Below are 13572 nucleotides of genomic sequence, written 5' to 3'. Positions count from 1 at the left end.
GCACTGTCGCGTTCGCACGCACACCTCTAGTCGTACCAACGCCACCGTTGTAGCGTGGGGCTATGACAACAGGCGTGTCGGAGGAACCGTGGCACGCGCTCGATTCTGCTGAGGCGTTTGTTCGACTGAAGACGAGCGCGCAGGGGCTGAGCGCCGCCGAGGCCGCCGAACGGCAAGCCGAGTATGGGCCGAATCGGTTGGAAGTGCGCAAGCCAACGCCCGCCATAGTGGTGGCATTGCGACAGTTTCGTTCGCCGCTGATCGCGATCCTGTTGGTGGCCGCGACGATTACGCTGCTGCAGCAAGATTGGGTCGACTCGACCGCCATTCTCATTGTGCTCGTGCTGAATGCCTCGATTGGTTTTTGGGAAGAGTCCCGGGCCGAGCGAGAAATGCGAGCCCTCGCCTCGCTCGCTGTTCCACGGGCACGCGCTCTGCGAGACGGCCACGTCATCCGTCTTCGAGCGGTGGATCTCGTTCCCGGTGATGTTGTCACGCTGGAGAGCGGTGAGCAGGTAACCGCAGATGTCAGAATTGTCGATGCTCACGCGCTTCAGGTTGATGAATCGATGCTCACGGGCGAGTCGGAGCAGGTTCACAAAACTCCTGACGCGGTTCCCGTGCATGCGGCGACGGCCGACCGCCGCGGGATGCTCTACAGCGGTACGTTCGTCACGTCTGGCCGTGCTCGTGGTGTGGTCGTCGCGACGGGACGAGACACGGAGCTGGGGCGGATAAACGAACTGATCCAAACCAGCCCGGAGAAGACGCCACTCCAGCGGAGCATTAACAGTCTCGAACACCGCATTGGAGTCTTCGTGGCAGTCGTTGCCGTCGCGGTGATCGCGACTGGTCTGCTGCTCGGCGAAGAACTCGAATCGGTCTTGCTATCGGCGATCGCCATGGCGGTAGCAACCATCCCTGAGGCGTTGCCCGTCGTGATGACGGTCGCGCTGGCACTCGGAGTGCGCCGGATGGCAACCCAGGGCGCGATCGTGCGCACGCTGCCGGCCGCCGAAACGCTCGGCTCGACGACGGTGATTGCGAGCGACAAGACGGGTACGCTCACCCAAAACCGCCTCGCCGTCGAGCGGGTGTGGGTGCCAGACCGCGGCGTCATTGAGGTTGAGGGCATGCGTTACGAGCCGAGTGGGGTGCTGCACGATCTCATCATGGCGGGTGCACTCGTGAACGAGGCACACTCTCGCGATGACGACGAAGGCGGTTTCATCGGTGATGCCGTCGATGTTGCGCTTGCAGTGCTCGCACGCTCGCTTGGTGTTACGAGTGACGATGACGAGCCCGATCAAGTGGCACGGCTGCCGTACGAACCACAGAACCGTTATTCACAATCGCTGCGCCGTAACGACAAGCGGGAGACGGATGCGGCACTCATGCTTTACGTTAAGGGCGCGCCGGAGCTCGTGCTCTCGATGTGTAGCGAGGAGGCCGGGGGAGGCTCCCTCGATGCGACCGCACGCCAGCGGGTGTACGACGCCCAGGCTCAGCTGGCCAGCGATGGTTACCGCGTGTTGGCAATCGCCTGTCGAAGTGTGGAGCACAACGAGCTCACGGGTCCGGAACTTCCGCACCCCAGCAAGCTGCAACTGCTCGGCCTTGTTGCTCTCACCGACCCTCCGCGAGCGGAGGCCCTCGAGTCGATTGCCCTCTGTGTTGGAGCGGGGATCCGCGTCATCATGGTGACGGGTGATCACCCGTTGACGGCTACTACGATCGCACGACGACTCGGAATCGCCGACTGTGACGATGTAATCACGGGGGCTCAACTCGACGAGCTTGACGATGCTGCGCTAGCTGACCGGGTAGCCCACGCCGGCGTGGTCGCGCGTGTTTCACCGTCAGACAAGCTCCGCGTTGTTCAGGCATTGCAAGCCACGGGGGAAACGGTCGCAGTCACGGGGGACGGCGTGAACGACGCCCCCGCGCTGAAAGCGGCCGCTATCGGTGTTGCGATGGGCAAGGCGGGCACTGACGTTGCGCGAGAAGCTGCGGATGTCGTGCTCACCGATGACCGTTTTGCCACCGTTGTCGAGGCAGTTCGGCAGGGTCGCATCGTGTTCTCGGCCATCCGCAAATCAACGTTCTTTCTGCTGTCGACTGGCTTCGGAATCATGTTGGCCGTCGCGATCAGCTTCTTTTTCGATCAGCCGCTGCTGCTTATCCCGGTGCAGGTGTTGTGGATCAACGTTGTCACGAGCGGCCTGCAAGATGTTGCGCTCGCGTTCGAGCCCGCCGAGGGGGACGAGCTTCGGCGGAGGCCGCGGGCAGCGCACGAGGGGATCCTGTCGCGCGAGTTGTGGGTGCGCACCGTGATGTCGTCGAGCTGGATGGCGACCGTGCTGATCATCACGTTCCAGCTGGCGCTCGCGGCTGGCTATGAACTGGATCGCGTGCGCACGATCACGATGACGGTCTTTGTGCTGATGAGCTTCTTCCAAGCAGGTAGTGCGCGCACCGAGCGACGCTCGCTCTTCACGATCAGTCCGTTCAGCAACCCGTTCCTTGTTGCGACCGCCCTCGGCTCGCTTGGGCTGCAGTGGCTTGTGATGTCGTGGCCGGTCAGCGCCAGCGTGCTGCAACTCGTGCCGCTCACGCTCGGGGAGTGGATGGGGTGCGCAGCCGCCGCGTCGACCGTGCTGATCTTCATCGAGGTCGAAAAGCTTGTGCGCCGGGTTTTGGCGGGGCGAACACGATTGTGAGCGCTACGCCTGGGGCCAGTATCGATTTCCCCTCTCCAGATAGAGCAAGAGACGGAAGGCCGAGCAGCCCTCGGGATTCTGCGTAAATACCCGACAGCAAGCACAGCGGCTTCGCTGACCTCCTTCCGGGAGCCGCTCGCCTGGGGCTGTTCAGAATTCCTATTCCGCTTCCCTGCCAAGCTTTTTCTGCGCCCGAGAAATTGATACCAAACCATTTAGCGTTGGGCGCCGAATCATCTACATGTCACTCACCAGAACACTTCGGGCACCGAAAGCCACCCTCGCAGGTGCGCTCCTCTTGCCAGCACTTCTCATTGCGCTTTCGGGATGTGCAGGTTCTCAACCGTCCGCAACGACGCCGTCCGAGACGAGCGGGAGCGAACAGCCCGCCGAAACCGACGAAAACGTTGTCACGACTATCGGCCTGAAGTTCATGCCGAAGGATCTCACCGTCAAGGTCGGCACAACGGTTACGTGGCAGAACGGCGAGACGATCGGTCACACCGTCACCTCCGGAGCTTGGGGTGACGTCAACGAGTCAACTGGTCTCCGCGGGACGCAAACACCAGACGGCCTCTTCGACCACGACCTAGCTCCGAAGGGCCAGGAGGGCGACACGTTCTCCTACACCTTCGACGAACCCGGCGAGTACTCGTACTACTGCCAACCGCACTTGACCATGAACGCAACCGTCACGGTCGAACCGTAAGAACCCGCACGACACAACGCACCACCAACAAAAAACATCAACAAGGAGAAGAAGCAATGCGTAAATTCACAGCAATCACCGGTCTCGGACTCGCAGCGGCACTCACCCTCTCGGGCTGCTCGGCAGCTACAGAGGCTCCGGCCACCACTGATGAGAGCAACTCTTCGATGGTCGTCGACACAGTAAACAGCGACGGTTCCGCGCTGCGTGCATCGCTAACGGCACTGCTCGCTGACCACGTCTACCTTGCCGGTGCAGCCATCGACCAGGCGCTCGCCGATGGTGGCGACCTTACGACGGCTGATGTTGCCGGAGCAGTCGAAACGCTCGACACCAACTCGGTCGAGATTGCAGCCCTCGTGGGCTCGGCCTACCCCGATGCCGAGCAGCCGTTCCTCGATTCCTGGCGCTCGCACATCCCGTTCTTCGTGAACTATGCAGTCGCGAAGGCCACGGATGACCAGGCTGGCATCGACCAGGCAATGTCAGATCTCGGCGGCTACGCAGTGTCGTTCGGCCAGCTGATGAATTCGGTTGTTCCTGAGCTCTCGGCTGAAGATGTACAGGCCGGCCTTGAGACGCACGCTTCATCGCTCATTGCAGCGATCGACGCCAACATCGCCGGTGACCCTGCCTACTTCGCGCTGCTGAAGGAAGCTGCTGGACACATGCCGATGACGGCAACAGCTCTCGCTGGCGGAATTGCAGCCAACAAGGGTATTCAGTAAAACCAATTCACGAGTGAGCCGGCGGGGAGCGATCGAATCGCTCCCCGCCGGTTTCATTGTTTCCGGGAAGTTGTTGAGAGAAAGGGCAAGTACATGAAGATTTTCAGTATTGCGGCACGGATTTGGATTGCACTCGCGTTGCTGGTTAACGCCTACGTGCACTTTGTTCTCGCGACTCCGTTCGATGCCATTGTCGGCTCGCTCGTCAGTCAGGGCGCGTTGTTCCGCATCCAGAGCGTGATGAATATCCTCGCGGCCGTTCTGGTCCTGGCGGTGTACCGCTGGTGGACCGGGCTGGTCGTGGCAGTGATCGCGGCGGGCGGCCTTGCACTCTTGGTGGCATCCGTTTATGTTCCATTGGACCTGAGTGCAATTGGGCTTCCCGTCATCTACGAGCCTGTCTGGTATTCCGACAAGGTGATAGCAGTCATCGCTCAGGGCTTCGCGCTAATCGGCGGCGTCGCGGTGGCGCTGCTTACTCGTAGCGCAAAGACTCAACCGGGTCGGCCTTAGCAGCGCGGGCGGCGGGCAGGGTGCCCGCGAGGAACGCGATGGCCATGACGACCAGGATGATCACGGTGACCGATAGTGGGTCGAAGGCAATCAAGGTGAGCCCCGGGAGGTCAGCGAGGAGTGCCCCGGCGAGCACCGAACTGATGCCTGTTCCGACGAGCATCCCGATGCCGACACCGATCGCGCTCCCGAGGAAGCCGATGATGACAGCTTCGAGGCTGAAAAGTCCGAAGATCTTGCCGCCGCCCATTCCCATGGCTTTCATGAGGCCGATTTCGCGGGTGCGTTCCTGCACCGACATGAAGAGGGTATTCACGATGCCGAAGCTTGCTGCCAGCAGGGCGATGATGGCGAAGGCGTTCAGCACGAGCACGATGGCGTCGATGATGGTTTTGAACGTTCCGAGCTGGTCGGCCACGGTCGTGCCGGTGTAACCGGCATCGGTGAGGCGTTCCTTGAGGGCTGTGACATCGGCATCCGTCGCGGCAGCATCGAAGCGGATGCTCGCCTGGGCGTAGCGCTCTTGCTCATCGAGAGCGATTCCGATGTTCTGCGTCGAGTACAGCTCGTCAGTCAGCGCATCGTTCACGACCAGTCCACCGGCACCAGTGGCGGCGATGCTTTCTTCGGCGACGCCCACGATGGTCGCGTCGACGAGATGCTGGGTGCGTTCCGCGTCAGTGATCGCGATCGTCAGGGTCTGGCCCACCGCGGCATCCGCGTCAGCGAAGCCGAGCGATTCCACATAAGAGATTGGCACATTCAGTTCGAAGGCATCCGAATCGGCGGAGGGAGCTGTGCCGGCTGCAAGCTGCACGGTCTGGCCATCAACGAGTCCGCCCACGGAGGTCAGGTACTGGGGGCCGTCGCCTGACTGGATCCAGTCAGGAGAAATTGACTTGGTTGCCTCAACATCGAGCACGCCGTCAATGCTAGCGAGCGTCTCTAGATCGTCGGGGGTGAGGGCCACCACGGTGGAGCCGGGGCGGTTGAAGCCATCGCTGGCAATCGCATCGGGGTCGTATTCGGCGGGCCCAGAGCTGTCGGCGAAGCCGGCGTTGGCGTCTTGGCTCACTGACACGGTCATAACATCTTCCGCGCCGATCGAGGTCACCGTGTCATCGATGTAGCGATTGATGCCAGTGCCGAGGCCATTGGTGATCGTGAGCGTGAAAGCACCAACGAAGATCGCGAGGATCGTCAGAACGGTGCGGGTCTTCGAGCGGAACGTATTGGATGCGGCGGTGCCGATCAGGTCGAGGGCGTTCATGCGGCCACCTCCGTGGTGTCGTTCACGAGGAGTCCGTCGCGAATATAAATGCGGCGATCACAGCGGGCAGCCAACTCATCGTCATGGGTGACGACAATCAGGGTGATGCCCTTATCGCGGTTGAGTGCGAAGAGAATGTCCTCGACATTGCCTCCCGTCGCGGTGTCCAAGTTTCCGGTGGGTTCATCCGCGAAAATGATGCGCGGGTTGTTGACGAGCGCGCGGGCGATCACCGAACGCTGCTTCTGACCGCCCGACAGGTTGACGGCCTTGTTCGACGCTTTGTCATCCATTTCCAATTGCTCAAGAGCGGCGTGCGCGCGTGCCTTCCGCTCGCTGCGACGCACCCCGGCAATCTTCATCGGGAGCATAACGTTCTCCAGAACGGAGATGTTGGCAGTGAGAAAGAACTGTTGGAACACAAACCCGAACGTCTTGTTGCGCGCACGATTGAGCTTTTTGCCCTTCAACGTGCTGGTGTCGATCCCTTCGAGCTCAACCGTTCCGGCGGTCGGGGCATCAAGAAGCGCAAGCACGTGCATGAGGGTCGACTTTCCCGAGCCGCTCTTGCCGATGATCGCGACGCTCTCGCCCTCGTTGATGTCGAAGGTGACACCTTTGAGCGCGTCAAAGCGGTTAGGGCCTTTGCCGTAGGACTTGTGGACATCCTTGACTCGGATGATGGGGGTAGTCATACGCCCCAGTCTCGCTGACTTCAGCGCTGAGCGAGTCAGCCGAGGGGAGTCACTGGCCTACGGCGAGAGAAGTATCTTCTGCGGTCTACTTCTTGAGCGCTGCTTGGCGTTTCTGCTCAGCAGCACGCTCGAGGCGTTCGATGCGCAACACGTCGACAAGCAGCAGGGCAATGGGCACCACGGATGCGACGCCCCACCATTCTTGATCTCCGCCAGTGTTTACATAGATGACGTTGAACACCACGGCCCAGATGAGCCCGCCGATGAGCCACACCAGTCGCCACCACGGAGTGGTGAGTTGGCGGATGCGTGCCTTCACAAGGGAGGGCTTCGCTGGGGGAATGGCGTTGTCGGGCATGCCTGCTGGCGCGTCGTCGTGCATCCGCCAACTCTACGTTCTCTCTGTGCTCGCTGGGAAAAGCATCATGGTTCGATGGAATTGAGGGGATGCTGAGTAATTCTTTTCTACAGTGAGAGTGGCGCCACCGCGCTAGCCACTTGTGAGAAAAGGGAGACCATGGCACACGACCAATACACCTTCGTTGATCCAACCACTCGCTTCGAGAAGGTTTCGCCTCCGAAGCAGCATCAGCCGGAACCCGGTCTTGACTCAGAGTTGAAGCCGCTCGCTGACCTTGGCGAAGACAGTTATCGTGGCAGCGGCCGCCTTTCGGGCCGCCGGGCACTTATTACGGGTGCCGACTCGGGTATTGGGGGCGCTGTCGCAATTGCGTTCGCGCGCGAAGGCGCCGATATTGCCCTCTCCTATCTCCCGAGCGAACAGAGCGATGCCGAGCGCATTGCAGCGCTCATTCGGGATGCCGGTCAGCAGGCACACCTCTTCCCTGGCGATATTTCGAACGCAGAAGCTTGCCGCACCCTCGTCGCAGACGCCGCTGAAAAACTGGGCGGCCTCGATACTCTCGTGAACAATGCGGGAAAACAGGTCTTTTGCACCAAGCTCGAAGATCTCACCGACGAGGCATTCGATCAGACGTTCAAGACAAATGTCTATGCAATGTTCTGGATCACCAAGGCCGCACTCGAACATTTGCCGGCGGGCTCCACAATTATCAACACCACTTCCGTTCAGGCCTACAAGCCATCACCGGTGCTTGTCGATTACGCCTCGACGAAGGCCGCGATCAATTCGTTCACGAAGGCAACAGCGGCTCAGCTGGCTGAACGCGGTATTCGAGTCAACGCCGTTGCTCCGGGGCCAGTCTGGACACCGTTGCAGGTGTCAGATGGACAGCCTCAGGAGAAAATCGCCAGCTTCGGGCACGACACCCCTCTGGGGAGAGTCGGTCAGCCCGCTGAAATGGCGCCGGCGTACGTGTTCCTAGCATCGGCTGAATCGAGCTATGTCATCGGCGAAACCCTCAACGCGAATGGTGGAATTCCGACGCCTTAGCCACGTGCGCGGCTGGATTCACCGAATACGTTTGGCTTCTTGAAACCTTTACGTAACACCCAACGGTCACGTTTAACGTTCCCGAAACATAACTGAGGGTCTAACGAAACGCTAAGACGGGATGCTTTGTCGTGCGGGTCAGTGGGAGTGGAATAACCCGACACTCACTGACAATCCGCAAAAGCATCCGTGTGCACAGGGCGCACAAAGCGAAAGAGGTTGAGATGGATACAGTCGTATGGGTACTCATTAGCACTGCATTAGTGCTGCTCATGACCCCCGGTTTGGCATTCTTTTACGGTGGACTCGTAAAAGAGAAGTCAGTAGTCAGCATGATGATGATGAGCTTCGGATCGCTCGGCCTTGTTGCCGTTCTCTGGATCCTCATCGGTGCAAACATGAGCTCGATCGACGGATCGGTCTGGTCGTTCGCCGGCAACCCGTTCAGCAACTTCGGTCAAGAAGGCGTCGCCGGCTCTGACCTCCTCGTTGTTGCATTCGGTGGCACCTTCGCCATCATCACCACCGCACTTATCTCCGGTGCCATCGCAGACCGTGCTCGCTTCGGACCCTGGATGATCTACACCGGTGTGTGGGCAACGCTCGTTTACTTCCCCGTTGCTGCATGGGTATGGGGCGGTGGCTGGATCCAGAACCTCGGAGATAGCCTCGGTGGCCTTCCTGCAGTTATCGACTACGCCGGTGGTACCGCCGTTCACATCAACGCTGGTGCAGCTGCTCTCGGACTCGCCCTGGTACTCGGCAAGCGTGTTGGTTTCAACAAGAACATCACCCAGCCTCACAACGTTCCTCTCGTCCTTATCGGTGCAGCACTGCTCTGGTTCGGTTGGTTCGGATTCAACGCTGGTGCGTCTAGCGATCCAGACGAGGCCGGCCTGATCGTGTTCAACACGCTCGCCGCTCCTGCCGCAGCAATCCTCGGTTGGATCGTTGTTGAGAAGCTCCGCACCGGTAAGGCCACCGCAGTTGGCGCCGTATCGGGTGTTGTTGCTGGTCTCGTTGCCATCACCCCCGCTTGTGCAAACCTGACGCCGGGTTGGGCCTTGGTTCTCGGTCTTGTCGCCGGTGCCGTGTGTGCTCTCGCTATCGAGCTCAAGTACAACCTCGGCTTCGATGACTCGCTCGACGTAGTGGGACTCCACCTCGTCGCCGGCGTCATCGGAACCATCTACCTTGGCTTCTTCGCCACCGACACCGGACTCTTCACTGGTGGAGATGCAGGACAGCTCGCCGTTCAGACGATCAGCGTGCTCGCCGTAGCAATCTTCTCCTTCGTAATGTCCTGGTTGATCGGAACCGCGATTCAGAAGACCATCGGATTCCGCGTTACTTCGGAAGAAGAAATTGCTGGTATCGACCTCGCCGTCCACGGCGAGTCGGGTTATGCACTGTCGACGCAGGAAACTGTATCGGCTAAGTAGAACCCACAACCTCGGGAGGGGCACAGTTGTTATCGCAACTGTGTCCCTCTTTTGGTGGTTAACGAACAAACCCCGCGCCCTCTGGTCCATGCCAGGGGAAGCGGGGTTTCGTCGTGCGCGTGCGCGTGCGCGTGCACGGAGGTAGGCGTGCGCGTCGTCGAGGCAGGTTACGGCTGCAACCGCATCCGCTCCCACTCGCCAGAGGCGGCACGCGTGAAGCGCACGCGGTCGTGAAGGCGGGAGCTGCGGCCCTGCCAGAACTCGATCGTCGAGGGCTCAACGACAAAGCCACCCCAATCATCCGGTCGGGGCACGTCGCGGCCTTCGAACTCAGCCTCGAGCTCGATCACACGGGCTTCAAGCACGGCCCGGGATGCGAGGGGTTGCGATTGTTCGCTGGCGTGCGCCGCGATCTGACTACCTCGCGGTCGCGTGGCGAAGTACGCGTCAGAAAGGGCAGCAGCGACAGGCCGAGCGGTTCCTTGCACGAGCACTTGCCGGTGGATCGAATACCAGGGGAAGACGAGCGCCGTGGCGGGATTCGCCAGCAGCGCGCGGCCCTTGATGGAACTGTAGTTCGTAAAGAACTCGAATCCGGTGTTGTCGATGGCGCGCAGCAGCACGGTGCGGCTACTGGGGGAGCCGTCGGCGTCAACGGTCGACAGCACCATCGCATTGGGTTCGTAGACATTCGCTTCGCTGGCATTGGCTAGCCAGAGGCGGAACTGCTCTATGGGGTCAGCGAGCACATCCGAATCATTGAGCGGCAGCTGGCCGTAGTCGGTGTGGGTGCTCAAAGGGTCGGACACGGTGCATCCTTTCGACAGCGCGCGCGGTGCGCGCTGGTTAGTCCTCGTCTTCGATGAGGGCCTTGTTGCGGTCGGGGATGCCGTCCTCGTTCATGTCGCGCTTGCGAGCGAGTCGAGAATCCCAGCGGAGGCTGATCGCGGCGAGGATCGCCGCGAGTCCCGTGCCGATGAGAATGGCAAGTTTTGCACCAGTGGTGTGTTCGCTGTCGGGGAAGGAGAGCTCTGCGATGAGCAGGGAGACAGTGAAGCCGATTCCCGTGAGGAATCCGATGGGCAACAGGTCTCGCAACCCGATCGAGTCGGCGAGACGGAACTTTGTCACCTTGGTGATGAGAGCGGTCGTGCCGAGCACTCCGATGATCTTTCCGACCACCAGCCCGACGATGATGGCAGCGACAACGGGCTGCACAATTACGTCGCTGACGCTTTCACCGTCACCACCGAGGGAAACTCCGGCGGCGAAGAAGGCGAAGACGGGCAGCGCGATTCCGGATGACGTGGGGCGGACCGCATCGTCGAACGCGTGCGTGCGAGTGTCTTTCTCTCCGTGGATGAGTTTCGCTGGAACGGTGAAGCCGAGAACGACGCCTGCGATAGTCGCGTGAACTCCGGAATCGTGCATGAATGCCCAGGCAACGAGCGCAAGGGGAACCAGCAGCCACCAGCGAGGCTTGCGTGAGCGAACCACGAAGCCGAAGAGCACGATCGCGATAAGTGAGAACAGCAGCGAGAGGAGGTCGATGCTCTCTGTGTAGAAGAGGGCAATGATGATGATCGCGAGCAGGTCGTCGACGACAGCCATTGTGAGCAGGAAGGTGCGCAGGGCGCGGGGGAGTCCGCGACCGAAGATCGCGAGCACTGCGAGGGCGAACGCAATGTCGGTGGCGGTGGGAATCGCCCAGCCTCCGAGCGCAGTCGAGTCACCCGAAACGAGGATGATCAGCGTGAAGAGTAGCGCGGGAAAGAGCATCCCGCCGATTGCAGCAAAGACAGGAACGGCGGCTTCGCGCGGTTTGCGCAGGCTGCCAGCAACAAGCTCCTGCTTAAGCTCGACGCCAACCACGAAGAAGAAGATCGCGAGTAGGCCGTCTGCCGCCCAAGTGGCCAGCGAGAGATTCAGGTGAAGAGCCTCAGGGCCGATGGTGGTCTCGGCAAGAGCTGCATAGCCGTCGCGCCACGGCGAATTGGCCCAGATGAGGGCGATCGCTGCGGCTACCATCAGCAGCACACCGCTGGTGGTCTCCATGGTGACCCACCGGCGTACTCGCTTGCGGGGGCTCAGTTTCTTGACGGATGTGGTCACAAAATTCCAGACGTTGAGGTTCGTCAGCGGGGTCGCCGACACAATCGCCGACCAGACTTCCCGGCACTCCGCTCGCAATTCTACCGGTTGTGCGCCTGAGGGAGTGCACGGAAAGGCCGCGGGCCTGTCCATGCGCTCCACTGACCATGGGAGTTGTCTCAGAATCACGCCTCAGGCTTGCTGACAGCCACTCACTAAGGAAGCGTGGGGGTTTCATCTCGCTGAACCTGGAAGGACGAACATATGCTCACCCTCACCGAAACAGCCACCACGGTCGTCAAGACGATCGTCGAGCAGGACCCCAATACGGAAGCCTCGGGCCTCCGCATCAACGGGGAACCTGGTGCCCCTAACCTCACCGTTGCCGTCGTTGCGGCACCCGAGGCTGGCGACTCTGTCGTCGAAGCTGACGGCGCCCGCGTTTTTCTTGAAGAGAACGCCTCGGTCGCATTGAGCGACAAGACGCTCGATGCCAGCGTGGGCGAGAACGGCGCAGTGAACTTCGCCATCGTCGACAACGCTTAACTAGTTACTACTTTTGTAGCTAGACCAGATTGTAGCTAGACCAGAATTCGTCGGCGCGCGGTCGATTGAATTCTGTACCTAGTAGCGGGCGAGAGCGTCAGCATCTCGAGCATGAGTAACTGACCGGCGAATAGCATCCAATGCTTCAACCGGATCAGTCTCAGCTTCAGCGATCATTAGCTGGCGCTCCGCCTCTGCTAGTCGAGTGCGGGCGCGCGCACTTGCGCCGCTGCGTCCCACAAGCTCGTGCACGACGGAGATCTGACTCCGTGCCGCCACCAGAGTCCCTTGGTAGGCAGCGCGTGCGTGTTCAAACCGCTGTTGCTGGTTACGCGCCGTCGCAAGAGCCGTATCCAGCTCAGCAGCAGCATCCCCGAGCAGGGCCAACTGCTCAAACGGATCATGAAGAACTCCGGATGCCGGCGCCGTCTGCTCGAGCGCTCTTTTGTTGGCAGCGATTGCAGTCACAATGCGCGCTCCACTCGTCGGATCGGGAGCAGTTTCTCGTGCCACCCGCGCTTCGAGCAGGTCGCTCGCGCTGTCCGCGCGCATCCGAGTCACCGCAGCGTCGGCTTGGGCTAGTTCGTTGACGGCGCTCTCGGCAGCAGACACGGCGCGATCGGCGCGATGAAGAGCAGTGGCGGCGGCGCGAAGGGTGTCGGTGACCGCATTAACGCCGGTGGGGCTGATGCCGGGCGCTGCGGCATCCAGTGCTGTCTCGCTCTCATCGAGGGTGGTGCTCGCTGTATCGAGGTGGTGACGTGCAGCTTTCACCGCTGACTCAACGTAGGTGGTTGCGAGCTCCGCGACTGTGTCCTGCGCCGTGGTCTGCCGCAACCGCACAGCCGTCAATCGGGCTCGCAATTGCTGTGCTGTTTCCGCTGCGCCTACCTCGCTCCGACGCCGCTCAGTGAAGGCGGTATCGAAGCGATCGAGCTTCGCGAGTGCCTGTTCGCACAGGGCTGTCATCTGCAAGGTGATGCGGCGGCGCACATGGTCGGCCGTCGCGGAGACGTCGTCACGCTGCTGGCCGAGTCGAAAGGCTTCTGTGAGCTGGCCGCGCGCTTCGGCAAGAGCACTCGCAAAGTCGCGGGAGGCTGCGGCGCCGAACTGGGCCACCGCAAAACCGAGTTCGTAGTCGGCCTCGCGCACCCGATCATCCAGCGTCACTAACAGACTGGCCGCGCGAGATTCCAAGGCCGACTGCGACGACGTTCCCCGGATGCCGCGGTCGCCTCCGCGACGAAACAAGACGACGAAAGCGATAACTCCGATCGCCAGCACGAGCACGACGACCGTGGCGACGGCGATCGTGGTGCCGCGCAGGAGTTCGGCGGTGTCGGTGGCGACGAGGAGGGGCAGGGCATGAGGCACCATGCACCGTATTCTAGGGCGGTTTGTCGCGAGAACTGGGGGTGGGGCTACCGGGTGAGTCTGGCGAAAC

General features: G+C 61.1%; 13 protein-coding genes. 7 read left to right on the top strand and 6 right to left on the bottom strand.

Annotated features, from left to right (window positions below):
• Nucleotides 1-62 precede the first annotated feature (62 nt).
• The 4 genes from I6E81_RS04870 to I6E81_RS04855 all read left to right on the top strand — a co-directional run bounded on the left by I6E81_RS04870 (nucleotide 63) and on the right by I6E81_RS04855 (nucleotide 4670).
• Nucleotides 63-2720 carry an HAD-IC family P-type ATPase gene (locus tag I6E81_RS04870; RefSeq protein WP_197106245.1) on the top strand — a complete coding sequence of 886 codons (2658 nt, stop codon included), beginning with the start codon at nucleotides 63-65 and terminating at the stop codon, nucleotides 2718-2720.
• A 241-nt stretch (nucleotides 2721-2961) separates the two neighbouring features.
• Nucleotides 2962-3429 (top strand): plastocyanin/azurin family copper-binding protein, encoded by a 468-nt coding sequence (locus I6E81_RS04865; RefSeq protein WP_197106244.1) that lies wholly within the window; start codon nucleotides 2962-2964, stop codon nucleotides 3427-3429.
• A gap of 56 nt (nucleotides 3430-3485) precedes the next feature.
• Entirely contained in the window at nucleotides 3486-4157 is a 672-nt protein-coding gene (locus I6E81_RS04860) for a hypothetical protein (protein WP_197106243.1), read from the top strand.
• A 93-nt stretch (nucleotides 4158-4250) separates the two neighbouring features.
• Nucleotides 4251-4670 (top strand): hypothetical protein, encoded by a 420-nt coding sequence (locus I6E81_RS04855; RefSeq protein ID WP_197106242.1) that lies wholly within the window; start codon nucleotides 4251-4253, stop codon nucleotides 4668-4670.
• Here I6E81_RS04855 and I6E81_RS04850 read toward each other — a convergent pair.
• From I6E81_RS04850 to I6E81_RS04840, 3 genes are all read right to left on the bottom strand, one after another.
• Complete coding sequence (locus tag I6E81_RS04850; RefSeq protein WP_197106241.1) at nucleotides 4633-5940, bottom strand: ABC transporter permease; 1308 nt, start codon at nucleotides 5938-5940, stop codon at nucleotides 4633-4635. The two genes, I6E81_RS04855 and I6E81_RS04850, sit on opposite strands and share 38 nt — an antisense overlap.
• Entirely contained in the window at nucleotides 5937-6635 is a 699-nt protein-coding gene (locus tag I6E81_RS04845) for an ABC transporter ATP-binding protein (protein ID WP_197106240.1), read from the bottom strand. The genes I6E81_RS04850 and I6E81_RS04845 overlap by 4 nt, the downstream gene beginning before the upstream one ends.
• An 85-nt stretch (nucleotides 6636-6720) precedes the next feature.
• A complete protein-coding gene (locus I6E81_RS04840; protein WP_197106239.1) occupies nucleotides 6721-7017 on the bottom strand; it encodes a hypothetical protein in 297 nt (98 codons plus the stop codon).
• A 135-nt stretch (nucleotides 7018-7152) separates the two neighbouring features.
• Here I6E81_RS04840 and I6E81_RS04835 point away from each other — a divergent pair, with 135 nt between their 5' ends.
• Nucleotides 7153-8049 (top strand): SDR family oxidoreductase, encoded by an 897-nt coding sequence (locus I6E81_RS04835; protein ID WP_197106238.1) that lies wholly within the window; start codon nucleotides 7153-7155, stop codon nucleotides 8047-8049.
• Between the two features lie 224 nt (nucleotides 8050-8273).
• Nucleotides 8274-9491, top strand: coding sequence for an ammonium transporter (locus tag I6E81_RS04830; RefSeq protein WP_197106237.1), 1218 nt, complete (start codon nucleotides 8274-8276; stop codon nucleotides 9489-9491).
• A 167-nt stretch (nucleotides 9492-9658) separates the two neighbouring features.
• Here the strand turns inward: I6E81_RS04830 and pdxH are convergent, their stop codons facing one another.
• Entirely contained in the window at nucleotides 9659-10300 is a 642-nt protein-coding gene (gene pdxH / locus I6E81_RS04825; protein ID WP_197106236.1) for a pyridoxamine 5'-phosphate oxidase, read from the bottom strand.
• A gap of 37 nt (nucleotides 10301-10337) precedes the next feature.
• Nucleotides 10338-11645, bottom strand: a complete 1308-nt coding sequence (gene nhaA, locus I6E81_RS04820) for a Na+/H+ antiporter NhaA (RefSeq protein WP_307783814.1) — start codon at nucleotides 11643-11645, stop codon at nucleotides 10338-10340.
• 201 nt (nucleotides 11646-11846) lie between these two features.
• On the opposite strand from nhaA, the gene I6E81_RS04815 reads away from it, so the two are divergent.
• Nucleotides 11847-12128, top strand: coding sequence for an iron-sulfur cluster assembly accessory protein (locus I6E81_RS04815; protein ID WP_197106235.1), 282 nt, complete (start codon nucleotides 11847-11849; stop codon nucleotides 12126-12128).
• A gap of 78 nt (nucleotides 12129-12206) precedes the next feature.
• On the opposite strand, the gene I6E81_RS04810 is transcribed toward I6E81_RS04815, so the two are convergent.
• Nucleotides 12207-13505: a hypothetical protein gene (locus tag I6E81_RS04810; protein WP_197106234.1), complete on the bottom strand. Its 1299-nt coding sequence runs from the start codon at nucleotides 13503-13505 to the stop codon at nucleotides 12207-12209.
• Nucleotides 13506-13572 lie beyond the last annotated feature (67 nt).

Source organism: Salinibacterium sp. NG22 (assembly GCF_015864925.1).
Taxonomy (GTDB): domain Bacteria; phylum Actinomycetota; class Actinomycetes; order Actinomycetales; family Microbacteriaceae; genus Rhodoglobus.
The sequence above is the reverse complement of the archived record's forward strand: the minus strand, read 5'-3'. Positions and strand labels throughout refer to the sequence as shown.

Coding starts and splice junctions, on each gene's coding strand:
- I6E81_RS04865 (WP_197106244.1), top strand. CDS start 2,962: ATGTCACTCACCAGAACACTTCGGGCACCGAAAGCCACCCTCGCAGGT.
- I6E81_RS04845 (WP_197106240.1), bottom strand. CDS start 6,635: ATGACTACCCCCATCATCCGAGTCAAGGATGTCCACAAGTCCTACGGC.
- I6E81_RS04860 (WP_197106243.1), top strand. CDS start 3,486: ATGCGTAAATTCACAGCAATCACCGGTCTCGGACTCGCAGCGGCACTC.
- I6E81_RS04835 (WP_197106238.1), top strand. CDS start 7,153: ATGGCACACGACCAATACACCTTCGTTGATCCAACCACTCGCTTCGAG.
- I6E81_RS04810 (WP_197106234.1), bottom strand. CDS start 13,505: ATGGTGCCTCATGCCCTGCCCCTCCTCGTCGCCACCGACACCGCCGAA.
- I6E81_RS04815 (WP_197106235.1), top strand. CDS start 11,847: ATGCTCACCCTCACCGAAACAGCCACCACGGTCGTCAAGACGATCGTC.
- I6E81_RS04850 (WP_197106241.1), bottom strand. CDS start 5,940: ATGAACGCCCTCGACCTGATCGGCACCGCCGCATCCAATACGTTCCGC.
- I6E81_RS04840 (WP_197106239.1), bottom strand. CDS start 7,017: ATGCACGACGACGCGCCAGCAGGCATGCCCGACAACGCCATTCCCCCA.
- I6E81_RS04870 (WP_197106245.1), top strand. CDS start 63: ATGACAACAGGCGTGTCGGAGGAACCGTGGCACGCGCTCGATTCTGCT.
- I6E81_RS04830 (WP_197106237.1), top strand. CDS start 8,274: ATGGATACAGTCGTATGGGTACTCATTAGCACTGCATTAGTGCTGCTC.
- I6E81_RS04855 (WP_197106242.1), top strand. CDS start 4,251: ATGAAGATTTTCAGTATTGCGGCACGGATTTGGATTGCACTCGCGTTG.